Source organism: Lysinibacillus sp. FW301-JW8, assembly GCF_058788755.1.
The window spans coordinates 1-16928 of the sequence record NZ_JBYTBB010000061.1; the positions used below are offsets into that span (position 1 = coordinate 1).

Annotated in this window: 17 protein-coding genes; 12 read left to right on the forward strand and 5 right to left on the reverse strand. The window is 37.3% G+C overall.

The features are described 5' to 3' along the window. Positions 1 to 194 precede the first annotated feature (194 nt). The 3 genes from AC3WOM_RS20570 to AC3WOM_RS20580 all read right to left on the reverse strand — a co-directional run bounded on the left by AC3WOM_RS20570 (position 195) and on the right by AC3WOM_RS20580 (position 2723). Positions 195 to 1169 carry a proline dehydrogenase family protein gene (locus tag AC3WOM_RS20570; RefSeq protein WP_427548124.1) on the reverse strand — a complete coding sequence of 325 codons (975 nt, stop codon included), beginning with the start codon at positions 1167 to 1169 and terminating at the stop codon, positions 195 to 197. Positions 1170 to 1242: 73 nt separating this feature from the next. Further along, positions 1243 to 1995 (reverse strand): ABC transporter permease, encoded by a 753-nt coding sequence (locus AC3WOM_RS20575; protein WP_492448146.1) that lies wholly within the window; start codon positions 1993 to 1995, stop codon positions 1243 to 1245. Beyond that, a complete protein-coding gene (locus AC3WOM_RS20580; protein WP_427548128.1) occupies positions 1992 to 2723 on the reverse strand; it encodes an ABC transporter ATP-binding protein in 732 nt (243 codons plus the stop codon). The genes AC3WOM_RS20575 and AC3WOM_RS20580 overlap by 4 nt, the downstream gene beginning before the upstream one ends. Positions 2724 to 2830: 107 nt before the next feature. Here AC3WOM_RS20580 and AC3WOM_RS20585 point away from each other — a divergent pair, with 107 nt between their 5' ends. Next, positions 2831 to 3331 carry a methylated-DNA--[protein]-cysteine S-methyltransferase gene (locus tag AC3WOM_RS20585; RefSeq protein ID WP_427548130.1) on the forward strand — a complete coding sequence of 167 codons (501 nt, stop codon included), beginning with the start codon at positions 2831 to 2833 and terminating at the stop codon, positions 3329 to 3331. 219 nt (positions 3332 to 3550) lie between these two features. On the opposite strand, the gene AC3WOM_RS20590 is transcribed toward AC3WOM_RS20585, so the two are convergent. Then, the gene (locus tag AC3WOM_RS20590) at positions 3551 to 4846 is read right to left on the reverse strand and encodes an ammonium transporter (protein ID WP_492448147.1); all 1296 of its coding nucleotides are present in this window, start codon (positions 4844 to 4846) and stop codon (positions 3551 to 3553) included. A 13-nt stretch (positions 4847 to 4859) separates the two neighbouring features. Beyond that, on the reverse strand, positions 4860 to 5201 hold the full coding sequence (locus tag AC3WOM_RS20595) for a P-II family nitrogen regulator (RefSeq protein WP_427548133.1): 342 nt from the start codon (positions 5199 to 5201) through the stop codon (positions 4860 to 4862). Positions 5202 to 5513: 312 nt separating this feature from the next. Here AC3WOM_RS20595 and AC3WOM_RS20600 point away from each other — a divergent pair, with 312 nt between their 5' ends. From AC3WOM_RS20600 to AC3WOM_RS20650, 11 genes are all read left to right on the forward strand, one after another. Further along, positions 5514 to 6974, forward strand: a complete 1461-nt coding sequence (locus AC3WOM_RS20600; protein WP_427548135.1) for a nicotinate phosphoribosyltransferase — start codon at positions 5514 to 5516, stop codon at positions 6972 to 6974. 17 nt (positions 6975 to 6991) lie between these two features. Next, positions 6992 to 7816, forward strand: coding sequence for an NAD(+) synthase (gene nadE / locus AC3WOM_RS20605; protein ID WP_492448148.1), 825 nt, complete (start codon positions 6992 to 6994; stop codon positions 7814 to 7816). 150 nt (positions 7817 to 7966) lie between these two features. Next, a complete protein-coding gene (locus AC3WOM_RS20610) occupies positions 7967 to 8287 on the forward strand; it encodes an NAD synthetase (protein WP_427548139.1) in 321 nt (106 codons plus the stop codon). 218 nt (positions 8288 to 8505) lie between these two features. Continuing rightward, entirely contained in the window at positions 8506 to 9150 is a 645-nt protein-coding gene (locus tag AC3WOM_RS20615) for a nitrous oxide reductase accessory protein NosL (RefSeq protein WP_492448149.1), read from the forward strand. 60 nt (positions 9151 to 9210) lie between these two features. Then, positions 9211 to 10482, forward strand: coding sequence for a right-handed parallel beta-helix repeat-containing protein (locus tag AC3WOM_RS20620; protein WP_492448150.1), 1272 nt, complete (start codon positions 9211 to 9213; stop codon positions 10480 to 10482). Further along, the gene (locus AC3WOM_RS20625; protein WP_427548144.1) at positions 10479 to 10931 is read left to right on the forward strand and encodes a nitrous oxide reductase accessory protein NosL; all 453 of its coding nucleotides are present in this window, start codon (positions 10479 to 10481) and stop codon (positions 10929 to 10931) included. Before AC3WOM_RS20620 ends, AC3WOM_RS20625 begins: the two co-directional genes overlap by 4 nt. After that, positions 10931 to 11740, forward strand: coding sequence for an ABC transporter permease (locus tag AC3WOM_RS20630; RefSeq protein WP_492448162.1), 810 nt, complete (start codon positions 10931 to 10933; stop codon positions 11738 to 11740). Before AC3WOM_RS20625 ends, AC3WOM_RS20630 begins: the two co-directional genes overlap by 1 nt. Continuing rightward, positions 11737 to 12417 (forward strand): ABC transporter ATP-binding protein, encoded by a 681-nt coding sequence (locus tag AC3WOM_RS20635; protein WP_492448151.1) that lies wholly within the window; start codon positions 11737 to 11739, stop codon positions 12415 to 12417. Before AC3WOM_RS20630 ends, AC3WOM_RS20635 begins: the two co-directional genes overlap by 4 nt. 194 nt (positions 12418 to 12611) lie before the next feature. Further along, positions 12612 to 13556: an AAA family ATPase gene (locus tag AC3WOM_RS20640; protein ID WP_492448152.1), complete on the forward strand. Its 945-nt coding sequence runs from the start codon at positions 12612 to 12614 to the stop codon at positions 13554 to 13556. Further along, positions 13553 to 14734, forward strand: a complete 1182-nt coding sequence (locus AC3WOM_RS20645; protein WP_492448153.1) for a DUF58 domain-containing protein — start codon at positions 13553 to 13555, stop codon at positions 14732 to 14734. The genes AC3WOM_RS20640 and AC3WOM_RS20645 overlap by 4 nt, the downstream gene beginning before the upstream one ends. Continuing rightward, the gene (locus AC3WOM_RS20650) at positions 14731 to 16911 is read left to right on the forward strand and encodes a transglutaminase TgpA family protein (protein WP_427548151.1); all 2181 of its coding nucleotides are present in this window, start codon (positions 14731 to 14733) and stop codon (positions 16909 to 16911) included. Before AC3WOM_RS20645 ends, AC3WOM_RS20650 begins: the two co-directional genes overlap by 4 nt. Positions 16912 to 16928 lie beyond the last annotated feature (17 nt).

Here is a 16928-nt window from a genome sequence, read left to right on the forward strand (position 1 = left end):
CCCTGGAGCGAGCAACGCGAGTGAAGCGGCTCATCGGACGCCCCCAGGAAAGCACTCAGTCGGAACGGAAATCAACCTCTCGTTTTGAAAAAGGGCTATACTTTTAATTTGTCACCTTGATTTCATTGACATAATAGTATTTCGACAACATGAAAAAACCTTATCGTCTTTGAAACGATAAGGTTTTTCTATGTTTATTTTTTACGTTTTGTTAAACGTCCAAGTACGAATGCACCTGCTGCTACCGCAAGGACTGTATTCGTTTTTTTCGTAAATACTTGTTTTGTCACAAGATTAAGGTTTTGAGGACGCTCAGCTAAACGGCGCATAAAGTAGCCATACCAATCTTCACCAAATGGTACATATACACAGAAGTTATAGCCTTCATTAGCAAGCTCTTTTTGCATATCTGTACGGAAACCATAAAGCATCTGGAATTCAAATTTATCTAGTGGAATATTATGATCCGCTACAAAGCGTTTTACATGTGCAATCACATTATGATCATGTGTTGCAATGGATGTAAATTTGCCATGAAGTAAATGGTATTCGATTAACTCAATGAAATTTAAATCAATATCTAATTTATCTTGGAAGGCAACCTCAACAGGCTCTTTATAAGCACCTTTTACGATACGTAAACGATAGTCCTTAAATTTCTCGATATCGTCTTTTGCGCGGTAGAAGTAAGATTGAATAACAGTACCCACATTTTTAAAAGTTTTGGAAAGCTCCTCAACCATATCAAATGATGTCTGTAAACGACCATAGTTTTCCATGTCGAAGTTAATAAATATATCATAAGCCGCTGCTTTTTCTACAATTTCGTATAAATTATCGTAGCAAAAATCAACATCGATATCTAATCCTAATTGTGATGGTTTTAACGAAATATGGGCATCAACGCCATTTTCATGAATAGCTTCAATAACAGCGAGGATTTGTTCCTTTGCCTTTGTTGCTTCTTCTTCAGTTGAAACAAATTCCCCTAAATTATCCACTGTGCAAGAGATATTATGTGCGTTCAGTTCTTTGATGCTTGCAATTGTTTCGTCAATATTTGTTCCAGCTACTACACTTTGTGCTCCTAATTTAAGGCCATATTTTTTTGCAGCACTATTTAATAGTTGGTTTTCAGATAAATGGATGAAAAAATCGCGTAATACCATGGTCATTCTCCTCACTGCTTTTCTTTTTAGTATAACATAATTTATAAAAGATATATCGATTTCACCACAACCGTTATTTCATTTCAAGTATTTGCATGCGTTCATTAAAAAGAGCAGGATAGCTTAAAAAGCCTATCATTATGCTTGATAATGTCGCTGTTGTGAGGAGGGCAAAAATGATTAATAGTTGAAATTGTACTGCTTGTATGGGATCAGCACCACCGATAATTTGACCACTCATCATGCCTGGTAATTGAACGAGTCCAATGGTTTTCTGACTCTCGATTGTAGGAATCATACTGGCCTTAACAGCATTCATTAGCTGACGATGAATAGCCTGTTTAGGTGTGCCACCAAGTGATAAAATTAATTCTATTTCATCATGATGACTGGTGATCTCTGCAGTAAAACGATTTAAAAATAGAATGGATAACACCATTGAATTACCAATTAGCATGCCGCTGATGGGAATAATATATTGTGCAGCTGCTGGAACAATATGAAAGCCAAGTAAAACGCCTTGTGTGACAGCTTCAATTACAACTAAAGTTAGAGCTATTTTCCACGTAATACCTTGAATACCCTTTCCTTTTTTGCGAGCATTTAATGTTGCTACTATAATCATTAATGCAACCATAAGGAAAATATAAAGATAGCTTTGGGCTTCAAAGACAAATTTTAAAATATAGCCTACTGCAAGCAGTTGTATAATAGAGCGAATCGTAGCAATGATTGTATCTTTCTCAAGTCCCAGCTTTAATGTTTTTGATAGTAGCAGAGGGATTAAAACAAAAATTAATGTGAGAGATAGTGTTGTAAATGTCATATGTCCACCCCCTGTACAAATTCTGCGACACGTGGATTTGTAGGGGCTTTCAGTAAGGAACTTCTTCCTGTTTCAATGAGCTCACCATCCATCATAACCCATGTGAAGTGCCCAATTGTTAGTGCTTGCTGCAAATTATGTGTAATCCAGATCATAGTGACATCGTATTTTTTGTTAATGGTAGCAATGAGTGTCTCGATGTCCTGGACAGATTGACGGTCCAGGGCAGAGGTAATTTCATCTAATAATAAAATGGAGGACTGATTAATAAGCGTTCTCGCTATCGAGACTTTTTGTCGTTGTCCACCTGATAACCCATTTGTAGAGCGTTGTAAATAGCTTTGATCGAGTCCAACATCTTGTAAATATTGAATGGCTTCTTCTTTTGTAAGCTTTTGTCCTTGTAAAGAACGAGGAAGTTCGAGATTTTCAAATACAGTCCCGTTGATCATAGGTGCTGCTTGAAGAGCAATACTGACATGTCTCCTTAAAGCAGTTGGCTCGTATGTAGAAATAGGTTGATTATCAATTAATATTTGCCCATCTGTAGGTGATAATAAACCATTACATAATTTTAGTAGAGTTGTTTTGCCAGCACCAGATGGACCAACCAAAGTGGTAATTTTTCCTTTAGGGAAAGATCCAGTAATCGATTTTAAGATGGTCTTGTCATTTGCAGAAAAGCTGATCTGTTGAAGGTGAATAGAAGGCTCGTATAACATATCCATACAGTTGAAACTCCTTTATACTAATAGGTACAATAACTGTATCATGAAATGAATGAGGGCTACAGCCAAATTATGGTCTATTATAAAATGTAAGGGGAGAGTAGGGAATGAATGTATTATATGTAGATACACTAACATATGCACAAGGCAATATGTATATCGTAGCCTCAGATGAAGGTCTTGTATATATTGGAACACCAAATGCACCTTTTACAGAGGTAGAAGTATGGGCAAAAAAGCCATTTAAAGGCTATCGTTTTGAGGAGAATAAAGTAAAGCTACAGCCATATGTTAAGCAATTTACCGCTTATTTCAATAAAGAGCTTACAAAATTTGATTTGCCCATACATGTTAAAGGGACCCCATTTCAGCTTGCTGTATGGGATGCACTGATGGAGCTGCCATATGGAACAACGGCTTCTTATTCAGATATCGCACACCGCATCGGTAATCCGAAGTCGGTAAGAGCAGTAGGTGGTGCAATAGGAGCAAATCCAATATTAGCGATTATTCCATGTCATCGAGTGATTGGAAAAAATGGCAAATTAACAGGTTTTCGTAGTGGATTGGCAATGAAAGAATTTTTACTTGAAATAGAGAAAGATTAAAAAAAGAACAAGTGGCTTTGATAACGTATGGGCTCATAATATTGGATTTACTCCAACAAAGTCATATGATTGAGCGCAAATGAGTACACTGACCATAGAAATGAGCGAAATACCCCTAAGAAATGATCAGTAAGTCCACAGGGGTGTTATTTCAAAGATCTGCATGCCATCTAAGGATGCCATGCAGATTCTTGAAATTTCAATAAAGCTTTATCAGCACTAGACATGTTCTTCCTGAGCATTGGTTTGTGTTTTACCGAAATGTGTTAAACGATGAGCGAATGTTTCACCTTTAACAGCAGTGCCTTTGAATATATCCTGGTATTCATAGGCCGGTGTTCCGTGCTCGATAACATCCAGACCAGCGATTTCTTCCTCAGCAGAAACGCGTAATGGTACAAATGCTTTAATAATAAATAAACCGATTGTTACGGAAACACTAACCCAGGCGATGGTAGCAATAATCCCAATCGCTTGCACACCTAGAAGACTGATGCCGCCACCGTAAAGTAATCCTTGACCACTAATATCAAACAGGCCAACTGCAAGAGTACCCCAAATACCACAGATTCCATGTACGGCAATGGCACCAACCGGGTCATCAACTTTTAATTTCCATTCGATGATACGTACACCTTCTACAAGTAATGGAGCTGCAATTATACCGATAATAATAGAACCAATAATACTAACATTAGCTGCACCAGCCGTAATACCTACAAGTCCTGCTAAGGCACCGTTTAATGTCAGTGAGCCGTCGATGTGACCATATCGAAACTTCGTATAGAAAGCAGTTGCGACCACTCCAGCAGCGGCTGCAAAGAATGTATTGGCAATAACGCCAGGCACTAGTTCAGGATCAGCTGCTAATGTAGACGCACCATTAAAGCCGAACCAACCGAACCAAAGTAAAAATACACCTAGAGAGCCTAAAGGAATACTATGTCCTGTAATGACATTAACACGACCATTCTCATATTTACCAAGTCGTGGTCCGATTATTGCTGCTGCTACAAATGCTGCTACAGAACCTGTTAAGTGAACTACAGTAGAGCCTGCGAAATCAATAAATCCAAGATCAGTTAACCAGCCCTGACCACTCCACACCCAGTGACCAACAATCGGGTAAACTACTAATGTCATGAGTATAATAACGCCGATATAAGCAAAAATATTTGTACGTTCAGCCACCGCTCCAGATAAAATGGTTGCGCCTGTTGCTGCGAACATTGTTTGGAAGATAAAGAAGGAAAGATCATCAACACCTTTTAAAGCAAAGCCACTTGTACCGAATAATCCTCCAGCAGTATCACCAAACATAATAGCGTAACCACATAAAAAATAAACAATGCCGCCCAGTGAAATCGTAAGGAAGTTTTTCATAATAATATTGACCGCGTTTTTAGAACGTGTAAAGCCAGCCTCAACCATTGCAAACCCAGCGTGCATAAAGAATACTAAAATTGTGCCTAACATCACCCAAACTAAATTAACCGATAACAGAACTTCATCCATATATAATTCCCCCTTATTCTACTGCAATTGATCCGACTTCTTTGGTACGGATTCGAATTGCCTGTTCTACCGGATAAATGAAAATTTTACCGTCACCAACTTTGCCGGTTGCAGCATCTCGTAAAAGTACTTCCACAATAGGATCAACTTTTTCATCATCAACAATCATTTCCAATTTCAACTTTGGTAAAAATTCAATTTCATATGTGTTGCCACGGAATAAACCAGTGCGACCTAGCTGACGGCCACAGCCTGCAATTTCGGAAACACTTAGCCCAGCAATTCCTTCCTGTGCAAGTCCGTCCCTAACGGCGCCGAAAACTTCAGGACGAATGATTGCTTCGATTTTTTTCATTGAAACCAGCTCCTTGTGTTAATTTAATTTACATGTTAAAACGGCATTAAAAACTACGCAATTGTTTTTTAAATAAATATGTTATGTTTTATAACATTTAATATTTCGTATTACGTAATATTTTTAGCGGAATGTTTTTATAAGGGGAATGTAAGCGGTACTAAAATTTATGTCTAAAATGTGTCGAGTTCTAAATTTTCTGATTATTTATGTAAGGAAATCTAACATAGAAACAGAAGAATGTAAAACGCAAGAATTTGGGTATATAGTGTATACTAGGACTAATTATCAAAGCGGAAGAAGGGGTTTCTTGTGAGATCAAATTATGCAGATGATAGCTTAGCGCTACACACAGACTTATACCAAATCAATATGGCAGAATCGTATTGGGCGGATGGTATACATAATAGAAAAGCGGTTTTTGAATTATATTTCAGAAAATTACCATTTGGCAATGGGTATGCCATTTTTGCTGGATTAGAAAGAATGCTTGATTATTTACGCAATTTTTGTTTCAGCGAATCAGATATTACCTATTTACGAGAAGAGGTAGGCTATAAAGATGACTTTATTGATTATCTGAAAAATATTCGATTCACAGGAAATATGTACTCCATGGTGGAGGGTGAGCTTGTTTTCGCTAATGAACCAATCGTCCGCATTGAAGCACCATTAGTAGAGGCACAGCTAATTGAGACAGCCCTTCTTAATATTGTGAATTACCAAACATTAATTGCAACAAAGGCTAGTCGTATTAAACAAATTATCAAAAATGAAGCTGCGATGGAGTTTGGCACAAGGCGTGCTCAGGAGATGGATGCGGCCATCTGGGGGACAAGGGCTGCATTTATTGGTGGTTTTGCCTCCACAAGTAATGTTCGTGCAGGGAAACTCTTTCATATACCAGTGTCAGGTACTCATGCACATGCACTTGTTCAAGCCTATAAAAATGATTACGATGCATTCCATGCATATGCAAAACGCCACCGAGATTGCGTATTCCTTGTGGATACTTACAATACGTTAAAATCAGGTGTGCCAACAGCAATTAAAGTAGCTAAAGAGCTTGGCGACAAAATTAATTTCATTGGAATTCGTTTAGATAGTGGAGATATTGCATTCTTGTCAAAAGAAGCGCGTCGTATGCTAGATGAAGCAGGTTTTCACAAAGCCAAAATTATCGTATCCAATGATTTAGATGAATACACTATTTTGAACTTAAAGGCACAAGGTGCAAAAGTAGATGTATGGGGAATCGGTACAAAGCTTATTACAGCGTACGATCAACCTGCTTTGGGGGCTGTCTATAAAATGGTTGCCATAGAAAATGACGAGGGTCAATTAGAAGATACTATTAAAATTTCTGCGAATGCAGAAAAAGTATCAACGCCAGGTCTTAAAAATGTTTATCGAATTATCGATCGAAAGAATGGTAAGGCAGAGGGAGATTATATTACGATGCAGGATGAAAATCCCCAAGCAGAGGAACGAATAAAAATGTTTCACCCTGTTCATACGTTTGTTTCTAAATTTGTTACAAACTTCGAAGCAACAAACTTACATCAGCATGTGATTAAAAATGGTACCATTAATTATCAAAATCCAACATTGGAAGAAATGCGCGATTATGCTGCGGATAATTTAGAACTGTTATGGGATGAATATAAGCGTGCCATGAATCCTGAGGAATACCCTGTCGATTTAAGCCAAAAATGTTGGGACAATAAAATGCGCAATATTGAAGAAGTGCAAGAAATGGTCAATCGATTATAATAAGGAGTGGACAGTAAATGACTTTACAGCAGCAAATCATTCAGGAATTACGAGTGAAGCCTGCTATTGATGTGCAGGAGGAAATTCGTAAATCCATCGATTTTTTAAAGGGATATGCCCGTAGATACAGTTTTGTAAAAGGGTTTGTTCTTGGAATATCTGGTGGCCAGGATTCTACATTAACAGGAAAGTTAGCACAACTTGCGGTGGATGAGTTAAATGTCGAGTCAGAGGAAACGACATATTCTTTTTATGCTATACGCTTACCATATGGTGTTCAGACTGATGAAAAGGATTGTCAGGATGCCATCGATTATATTAAACCAACAAAAACCTTAACAGTGAATATTAAAGGTGCTGTCAATGCAAGCGTTCAAGCATTAGCGGATGCTGGAATTGAGGTAAGTGATTTTGTGAAAGGGAATGAAAAGGCACGTGAGCGAATGAAGGCGCAATACGCTATTGCTGCTATGAATAATGCTGTCGTATTAGGAACAGACCACGCCGCTGAAGCAATTACAGGTTTTTACACAAAGTTTGGAGATGGGGGCGCGGATTTAATGCCCATCTTCCGCCTGAACAAACGTCAGGGTAAACAATTATTAGCTGCACTTGATTGCCCGGAGCACTTATATTTAAAAACACCGACTGCCGATTTAGAGGAAAATCGCCCATCCTTGCCAGATGAACTAGCACTTGGTGTAACATATGATCAGATTGATGATTATTTAGAGGGAAAGACTATTCCTGAAGAAGCACGTATTACATTAGAAGGATATTATTTACGTTCTCGACACAAACGCCATATGCCGATTACAATATTTGATGATTTTTGGAAGTGATTTTTAGGAAAAGAGCTTTATTTAAAGTAGGATTAACTTTGAATAGGGCTCTTTTTTTATTTAATTTGATTCTGTTCTATTAAGCTTTCGCATAAAATGTCGATATATATACCTATAAAGTTGATAAAAAGTAAAGGAGGGTAATTATTTATGAGGACTTCTAGAGTAAGTGCAACGACTAATAGTACATTTCGTAACGAACAACAGTATCTACATGCAGGGGATATAAGTCATAATTTTGGGCAAAATCCGAAGCAACAGTTTAAAAATAGTATGCAAAAAAACACTGAAAAGAAGCAAGTGAATCGTACGAAACAAGATCATCAGCCGCGGTCAAATAAAATAGAGGCTAGTTCTTTAGATCATGCATATGATTTACAAATACGTAATGAATTAAATGAAACAGCCGATAAATTAAATCGTCTTAGCAAGCAAAAGAAGCTTCTAAATAGTTACCGCTCTTCCATATAGACATGTATAAAAACTCTCTTCATCTTTCCATAGATGAGGAGAGTTTTTATATTAAAAGCAGAAAATGAATATCTTTTATTCAAAATATTTGAAATCAAAACGTTCAATGAATATTCAAGATAATTTTTCCAATTCTTCACAGTGTTTTTTTACTTATTTCACAATTGAACTGTAAAGTAATTGGTAGTAACAGAATAAAGAAATTGGGGGAAGCGGTTGTGAAAAAATTATGGTTACCTGTACTTGCAGTATTATTTTTACTTACGGCTTGCGGTACAGAAAAGACAGAGGTTAAGGAAGAAGCATCGAAGCAAGAGGTAGCAGGAAATGAATCGGAAGCAAAGGATAATTCGGTTCAAGTTGCTTCTTTAGTGGATCCACGTTTACAAGAGCCTAAGGAAGATACATTGTGTGAAATGTGTAATATGAAGGTTTATATGAAGGACGAAGAAATGGGAGAGTTCTCTACTCAGGCAATAAAAGAGGATGGAACAATCGCCTTTTATGATGATATCGGCTGTTTATTAAATGCTGAGGTTGCCAACGAGGAAAAAAATGAAAAATTTGTGCGAGACTATATCACAAAGGATTGGGCGAAAGTAGAAGATGTAACTATCGTCAAAACAGACCTGAAATCACCGATGAACTGGGGCTATATTTATTTCATTAACAAGGCTGAGGCAGACAAATTTATTGCGGATAATCCAAGTGCACATGTAGAGGAGTTACAAAAGATTAAGGATGATGCATTGGAGCGCCGTAAAAAAATGATGGAAGAAAAAGCTAAAAAAGAAGCAAACGGTGAATCGGAATCCATGCATATGGAAGAGATGAATCATGATGATCAAGGTCATAATCATTAATAGAAAAGGACTAGGGGAATTCCTCTAGTCTTTTCATGCTGAAATGCGAGGTGAGGAACGGTGAAGAAAGTAGGTTTTGCATTTTTGTTTTTTCTATTTATGAGCCACACAGTGTACGCTGAATTCGATATACAGGAAGCTATTGATGCAGCATCTCCTGGTGAGGTTATTCATATTCCTGCTGGTCAATATCAAGGTAATTTTATTGTTACAAAGCCACTAACATTACTTGGTGAGGATGGAACGGAATTTATTTCGAAAAGTAATGAGCCGACACTACGAATTGCAAACACCGCAACTATCAGTATCAGAAATTTAAAATTATCGGGAAAAAGTAAGGCAATTGTTGCTAGTAATGTTGATGATCTTGAGCTTAGTAATATACACATTAAAGATGCTTTTACGGGTGTATATATTCAACGCTCCAATAACATCCATATACATGACATTCATGTAACTGGCAGTGAGGGGCACTATGCAGAGAAAGGTAATGGTATCGCCGTTTATAAAAGTGAAGACATCCTTATAGAAAATAATCATATTGAGCAGATGCAGGATGGAATTTATGTAGAGGAAGTCAAAAGCATTGTTGTCCAACATAACAATGTGACACAGAGTCGTTATGCCACACATTTTATGTATACAAGTGATGCGAAGGCATTTTTTAATAACTATCTTTCTAATGTTACTGGTTTTATGGTCATGATGACCACAGATATCTTTTTAGAAAACAACACCGTTGAGAACCATTTTAATTATAATGGCTACGGTATGCTGTTGTATGACGTGCAGCGAGCTTCAATTGCAAATAATATCATCAAAAATAATCGAACAGGTCTAGCATTACAAAAAAGTTCGATGATACAAATTGATACAAATGATTTTCAAATGAATCAAACTGCAGTTGAGGGAACAAAGGTAAGTGATAACACAAAGGCTAGTCATAATAGCTTTACTGGTAATATCCTAACAGCTCGCTCTGATCGGTTAGGTTTTCAGCTTGATAGTAATTATTATGATGATTATACAGGTATTGATATGAAAGGGAATGGGTATGGGGATGTTCCATATGTGGCAATGTCAAGCTTTGGACAGTGGATGGTGCGACAGCCTGTCTACCAATATTTTGTGGCCTCTCCAAGTGTTGTTTTACTAACATCGCTAGATCAGCAAATTAATAAAACGGAATCAAGGGTGTTAGTAGATCATACACCGAGATTAGCGATAAATCATGAAATAGAACATAACAAACTAGATGTTGTACAAGCAATAGCAGGTTTGCTTTTGCTAGTAAGTAGTTTATGGCTATGGAAAAGAGGGATAACGGAATGAAAAAATGGGTAATGATGATCTTATTGTGCTGTGGTGTACTGGCGAGCTGTAGTGAAAAAACATATGAGCCTCGTGAAATTGTTAGTGAGACAGATGTTTGTAAAATTTGTAATATGAGTATTGTTCATAATGCTTATGCTGGTCAAATTGCCTTGAAAAATGGTGATTATGAAATTTTTGATGATATTGGCTGCTTGATGGAGTATATAGCTTCAAATGGCGATAAGGAAATTGGGGCAGCCTATATTAAAGATGCGGCAAAAAATGAATGGATTGATGTTTTTAAAGCTGTGTATGTGTACAACAAGGAGTATTGGACACCAATGAATTATGGTGTAGTGGCCTTTGATACAAAACAGGCAGCACAGGAGTGGATGACACAAGAGGGAGAGGGGAAACTGCTTCATTATAAGGATTTACACGATTTTAATTGGGGGATACATGAGTGATGTATAGTATGCTGATTAAATTAGAATTGAAGCAAATGCTTAGAAGTCGATGGATGCAACTTGTGTGTCTGTTATTTACATTCGTTTTTACAGCTATTGTCGTTATTCAGCAAATGGCACTACCAGATGTAGAAGGCTTTACACGTCAAACCGCCTCATTTTTAAACGTATTACTATTTCTATTGCCGTTATTTATCCTAACCATTGGCAGTATGAGTGTAGCTGGTGATGTGGAAACTGGTTGGTACTCGTTGTTAAAGACATATCCAATGACACGCATGCAGTACATTACAGGGAAATATATAGCTACTGTACTAGCTTTTTTATTGGTCGTGCTGTTAGCGTTTGGGGTTATCTTGACGCTAGGTGGAATTTTAGGCGGTGTTCGTTTGCCAATTATTTTCATCACGCTAACTTTGCTATGTATATTTATTTTTGTGTCGTTAGCCATTTCAATTGGAGCATTTGCCAAAACTAGATTATATGCACTGTCGTTATCACTAGTTTTTTGGTCCATTTTTTTATTGCTTATTTCTTATGCTTTGATGGCTATAGGAACTGTTGTAGCAGGTCATGTGATGCAAAAGCTTACCATTATTGCGATACATATTAATCCTATAGAGTGGCTGCGCTTTGGCTATTTTATTTTTACAAATCAAGCTAGTGTGCTTGGTCCAGCATTTTATGGTGTGACAAAGTTTTACTCATCATCAGTAGGTTACACGGTATATGGCGCTGTAACGTTGCTTTGGGTCATTTCCCCATTAGCTTGCAGTAGTAGGCTTTTAAAGAAAGGTGGAAGAAGATGATGCTATTAGAAGCAAACAATTTATCACATATATATGACAATAAGAGAGGGCTTCAGGAAGCTTCTTTTTCCCTACAGACAGGGCGTGTTCTAGCTCTTGTGGGAGGAAATGGTGCTGGCAAAAGTACATTAATTCGTCTGTTAACAGGACAGGAAAAGCAAAGTTCAGGTGAAATTATCTGGCATAAACCGCAATCTATTCGATATATGCCAGATGATGTGGACTTTCCATCTATGTTATCAGCGATAGAAATTTTACAGCTACTTGCCTCCTTTAAGAACGTTGACAAGGAGGAACAAGAAAATGTACTGAAACGTGTTGCGCTATGGGATGTAAGAAAACAGAGGGTAAAGCAATTCTCGAAAGGGATGCGTCAGAGGCTGAACCTTGCTCAAAGCTTGCTTGGTAATGGCTCTTTGCTTATTTTAGATGAGCCGACAAATGGACTTGATCCGTTTTGGATAGCTGAGCTTAAAAAAATGATGCTCGAGGAAAAAAACAAAGGTTGTACGGTTATATTTTCCACACACTTACTTGCATTTGCTGAAGAGGTTGCAGATGATGTGTTAGTTCTGCATGAGGGGAAAATACTTATCTCAGGAAGCTTAAAGGAAATTCTTTTACAAGAAAAATCATCTTCATTAGAGAATTTATGGTTAAAAAAATTAAATCTGTAACATTTTGATAGGTAATGACGTTATATGTAAGTGGGTAGACTTGTTTGAAGGGATTCAGACAAGTCTTCTTTTACGTGCTAAAGTAATGGATAGAATTTCATATAATTGTCTTACTAGCAATATTTCGTTATGCTTAAGATAAGTTATCGTGCAATTCAAATAATTGTAGGGTGAAATAGGAGGTTTTATAATTTATGAATTCGCAAATACAAGATGTTTTAGAAAATATAGAGAAAGTAATGATTGGCAAAAGAGAGGTTGCTGAGCTTAGTATAGTCGCTTTGCTGGCGAGAGGGCATATTTTACTAGAGGATGTACCTGGTGTTGGTAAAACAATGATGGTGCGAGCACTAGCAAAGTCATTTGATGCGCAATTTAAAAGAATACAATTTACACCAGATTTATTGCCTTCTGATGTAGTTGGGGTATCTATTTATAATCCAAAGACAATGGAATTTGAGTTTCGACCTGGCCCGATTATGGGAGATGTTGTACTGGCCGATGAAATTAATCGTACATCACCAAAAACACAATCTGCGTTGCTTGAAGGAATGGAAGAAGCATCTGTCACAATTGATGGGAACACCTTAGCAATCCAGCAACCTTTTTTCGTAATGGCAACGCAAAATCCAATTGAACATGAAGGCACATATCCGTTACCAGAGGCACAGCTTGATCGTTTTTTACTAAAGATAAAAATGGGTTATCCGTCTAGAAGAGAAGAGGTAGAGATACTTCGTCGAGCTGAAAATGGTAAACCAATTGAAAAAATTAAAGCTGTGCTAACAGTTGAACAATTGAAAGAATTGCAGGAACTTGTACAAGGTGTGTATGTCGAAGATTCTGTCAAAAATTATATGGTGGAGTTAGCATCACAAACAAGGGAAAATAGCTATGTACATTTAGGGGTAAGCCCTCGTGCAACGATTGCACTAATGAAAGCCTCACAAGCCTATGCTTTTATAAAAGGGCGCAGTTATGTAACACCGGATGATGTCCAATATCTTGTACCATTTGTCTTTAGTCACCGATTAGTATTAAAGCCTGATGCGCGATATGATAACGTAACAGCAGAGGAAATTATTGAGCGCATTATTGCAAAAACACCTGTACCAACAAAGAGGTTCGCGGAGCAATGAAGAAATGGAAAGTATTGATAGAGAAAAGTAAGCATTTCTTATTAGTATCTTTGTTAATCATTTTTACATTTTGCTATGCTATGTTTCAGGGTGGCTTTGTTAGCTGGTTTGTATTTTTTGCAGTTAGTCCATTTTTGTTGTATGCCTTTATTTTCTTATTAGTAAGGGAAAATATCTTACTTGTAGAACGTGAAATTGAACCATCTCATATTGAAAATGGGCAATCAGCGAAGGTAACAATTACTGTAGAGCGAAAAACACGTTTTCCATTTGCTTATATGGTGATGGAGGAGCTTGTAAACAGTGAGTCCCTTGTGCAATCGAAGGTACAAGGAGCAAATGCCGTTATGTTTGTAGGCTTTAAGAAAAAATTTAGCTGGAGTTATATGCTAGAAAATATGCCGCGCGGTGAGCATCGTTACCTAGGTGTGACTATTGTTTTCAGTGATTTCTTTGGCTGGGCAAAAAAAAGTGTTTCTGCAGAAAAAGAACAAGTGATCTTAATTTATCCAAGAGTTCGTGAAATGAAATATGCCGCTCTTCAAACAAAATTTGATGCTGGATCAATGATGTCCCCTTATTCCATTGTTAAGGATACTTCAATGGCTGTTGGGCTACGTGAGTACGTTCCTGGCGATCGTTTTTCATGGATTCATTGGAAATCATTCGCAAAAACACAAACATTACAATCAAAAGAATTTGAGGATCGTCAATCGCAGGAGCTGATGTTAGTGCTCCATGCGAAAAAATCACCGTTATTTGAAGAAAAAATTGAGCTAGTAGCATCCATGTTACAAACGATAGTTGATGAACGAGGAGATATTTCATTTGTTTCAGCTGGTGCCGATACGAAGGTGTTTCCAACTATTCAAGGGAATAAGCAGTTAGATCAAGTTATGCATCATTTAGCTGCTATAAAGCCTACAGAAAATGTTAAATTCCAATTACGAGATCAACAAGCCTTTAAGCATATTGCAACAATGTTATATGTTACGAGCGAAGTATCTGATGAACTATTACATACTCTCGCCACTATGGTGAAAAGCTGTATTTGTTTTGTAGTGGCAGAACAGCCACCTTTACAAACAGATTTAACTAAGCGTTATAAGCAAATACAAGTTGTTCATGTTAATCCACTTGATTATTATCATTTGTTCACGGAGGTGATGAGGCCGTGAAAAAAACATTAGGAGATTTTATAGAATTAACGATTGCGTATGTAATTGTTTTTTTAATTTTACGTGAATGGCTTATTCCTGTAATGGAGCTAACTAATACTGGTTTACTTCATTTATTTTTAGTGTTTATTGGTCTATCCCTAGCACTTAGCTTATTCCGAGTACAGCCACTATTTTCCGGGTTGGTTAAATTAGGATATATTACATGGTTTGTAGTATTTGTATTTAGTAAAGAACCTATTTTATCAGGCAACACATTGCCGTTTTTAATACATGAATGGAAATGGAATATGACAGCCATTTTCTCAGGAGAATTTGGACAAGTATCCGATTCGTTTAGAACAGTGCTTTTCCTTGCTCTTATTTGGATGTTAATATACTTAATTCACCACTGGATAACGGTACGAAATAATATATTCTATTTCTTTGCGTTAACAGTATTTTTTATTGCTACTTTAGATACATTTAGTGATTATAATGGCAAAGTAGCAATTGTAAAAGTTATTATATTGGGTTTGATAATGACAGGCCTACTTTTTGTCAAGCGGCTATGGCTCCAGGTCGATGCAACGAATAATACAATAGGAAAGTGGAAGCTTGTTATACCTATGATCGTTTCTGTACTTCTTGTCAGTGGAGTAGCGTTTTTATTGCCGAAGACAGGACCGACCTGGGCTGATCCTGTACCATTTATCAAAGGGATTGCAGGACAAGGCGATTCGGGCTCGGGGAAAAAGTCAGTTGGTTATAGTGATGATGATAGTCGATTAGGCGGACCATTTCAGGGGGATAATACATTAGTTTTTACAGCCACTTCTCGTGATCGCCACTATTGGCGTATAGATACGAAGGATACCTATACATCAAAAGGATGGATTCTTTCACAAGGAAACTTTGGAAAAAATTATTATCAAGCTGATACACCTATTTTAACTTCTTTACAGGTAGGATCTCCAGAAAAAACGCGTGAAATTCAGATGGACATTGCTGTTCCGATGCCATTTTTAATTCAAACGTATGGGATGCTGTCAGTTTCAGCCCAGGATTCAACCATGTTTATACAGGATGAGCAAACTGAAAAAATAGCAATAGAGCAACAAAGTGATGAGGACAAATTATTATCAAGCTATACACTATCATATAGTGAGCCAGTCTATAGCATGGAGCAACTTCAACTGTCAAAACCATCCATGCTGGAGACCTTGGACCCATCCTTTAATCGCTTTTTGCAGTTACCAAATACACTTCCACAGCGTGTAAGAGAATTGGCGTTAGACATAACACAGGATAAAGCATCGGTGTATGATCAAATCAAAGCAATAGAAAGATATTTTTCTATCAGTGGTTTTAGATACGATAAAACTGCAGCAGCTATTCCTGCTGAGGATCAGGATTATGTCGATCAATTTTTATTCGATACAAAAGTGGGCTACTGTGATAATTTTTCAACATCGATGGTTGTGCTTTTGCGGTCGGTAGGTATTCCAGCTCGCTGGGTAAAAGGCTTTGCGCCAGGTGATGCTGGTTCAATGTCAGATGGTTTGCGTGAGTATCGCATTACAAATGATAATGCACACTCATGGGTGGAGGCGTATGTACCTGGAACAGGCTGGATGGAGTTTGAGCCAACGATTGGCTTTACAGGAAATGTGAATATTGATTATGATATTGAACGAGAAACGCCTCAGCAAGAACAAGTCACTCAGCCAGAAGAAAAAAAGGATCAGCCGAAAAAAGAGCAAGAACCAAAACAGAAGGCTAGTAGTTCAACATTTAGCTTAGATGTAGTATGGACATGGATGAAAAAACTTAAATATGTATGGCTAGCTTTACTTGTTTTGCTCATTGCTACTAGTATTTCATTGTATACGAAACGTAGAACGTGGATACCTAAAATGCAAATAAGAGCATATCGTAAAAAAGAAGCGGATTGGACAAATTTTGATGCTTCTTATCATGATTTAATGAAACAGTTATCACGCATTGGTTTACGTCGAAAAGATGGTGAAACATTACGGGCATTTGCTGAACGGGTGGATGCATCTTTAGAGACAGATGAAATGCAAAAATTAACTGTAGTTTATGAGCAACATATTTATGGCAAGGAAGCGCAAGATGTTGACTTTAAGGAACTGAAAGAAAGTTGGGAATATTTAATCAATCGCACAATCAGTTGATTTTAGTGGGTACAAAG

Excerpts from the sequence above, each read along its gene's own strand:
- nadE (WP_492448148.1), top strand. The coding sequence starts at position 6,992 with ATGACTTTACAGCAGCAAATCATTCAGGAATTACGAGTGAAGCCTGCT.
- AC3WOM_RS20580 (WP_427548128.1), bottom strand. The coding sequence starts at position 2,723 with ATGGATATGTTATACGAGCCTTCTATTCACCTTCAACAGATCAGCTTT.
- AC3WOM_RS20575 (WP_492448146.1), bottom strand. The coding sequence starts at position 1,995 with ATGACATTTACAACACTATCTCTCACATTAATTTTTGTTTTAATCCCT.
- AC3WOM_RS20630 (WP_492448162.1), top strand. The coding sequence starts at position 10,931 with ATGTATAGTATGCTGATTAAATTAGAATTGAAGCAAATGCTTAGAAGT.
- AC3WOM_RS20590 (WP_492448147.1), bottom strand. The coding sequence starts at position 4,846 with ATGGATGAAGTTCTGTTATCGGTTAATTTAGTTTGGGTGATGTTAGGC.
- AC3WOM_RS20640 (WP_492448152.1), top strand. The coding sequence starts at position 12,612 with ATGAATTCGCAAATACAAGATGTTTTAGAAAATATAGAGAAAGTAATG.
- AC3WOM_RS20610 (WP_427548139.1), top strand. The coding sequence starts at position 7,967 with ATGAGGACTTCTAGAGTAAGTGCAACGACTAATAGTACATTTCGTAAC.
- AC3WOM_RS20570 (WP_427548124.1), bottom strand. The coding sequence starts at position 1,169 with ATGGTATTACGCGATTTTTTCATCCATTTATCTGAAAACCAACTATTA.
- AC3WOM_RS20585 (WP_427548130.1), top strand. The coding sequence starts at position 2,831 with ATGAATGTATTATATGTAGATACACTAACATATGCACAAGGCAATATG.
- AC3WOM_RS20595 (WP_427548133.1), bottom strand. The coding sequence starts at position 5,201 with ATGAAAAAAATCGAAGCAATCATTCGTCCTGAAGTTTTCGGCGCCGTT.
- AC3WOM_RS20625 (WP_427548144.1), top strand. The coding sequence starts at position 10,479 with ATGAAAAAATGGGTAATGATGATCTTATTGTGCTGTGGTGTACTGGCG.
- AC3WOM_RS20645 (WP_492448153.1), top strand. The coding sequence starts at position 13,553 with ATGAAGAAATGGAAAGTATTGATAGAGAAAAGTAAGCATTTCTTATTA.
- AC3WOM_RS20635 (WP_492448151.1), top strand. The coding sequence starts at position 11,737 with ATGATGCTATTAGAAGCAAACAATTTATCACATATATATGACAATAAG.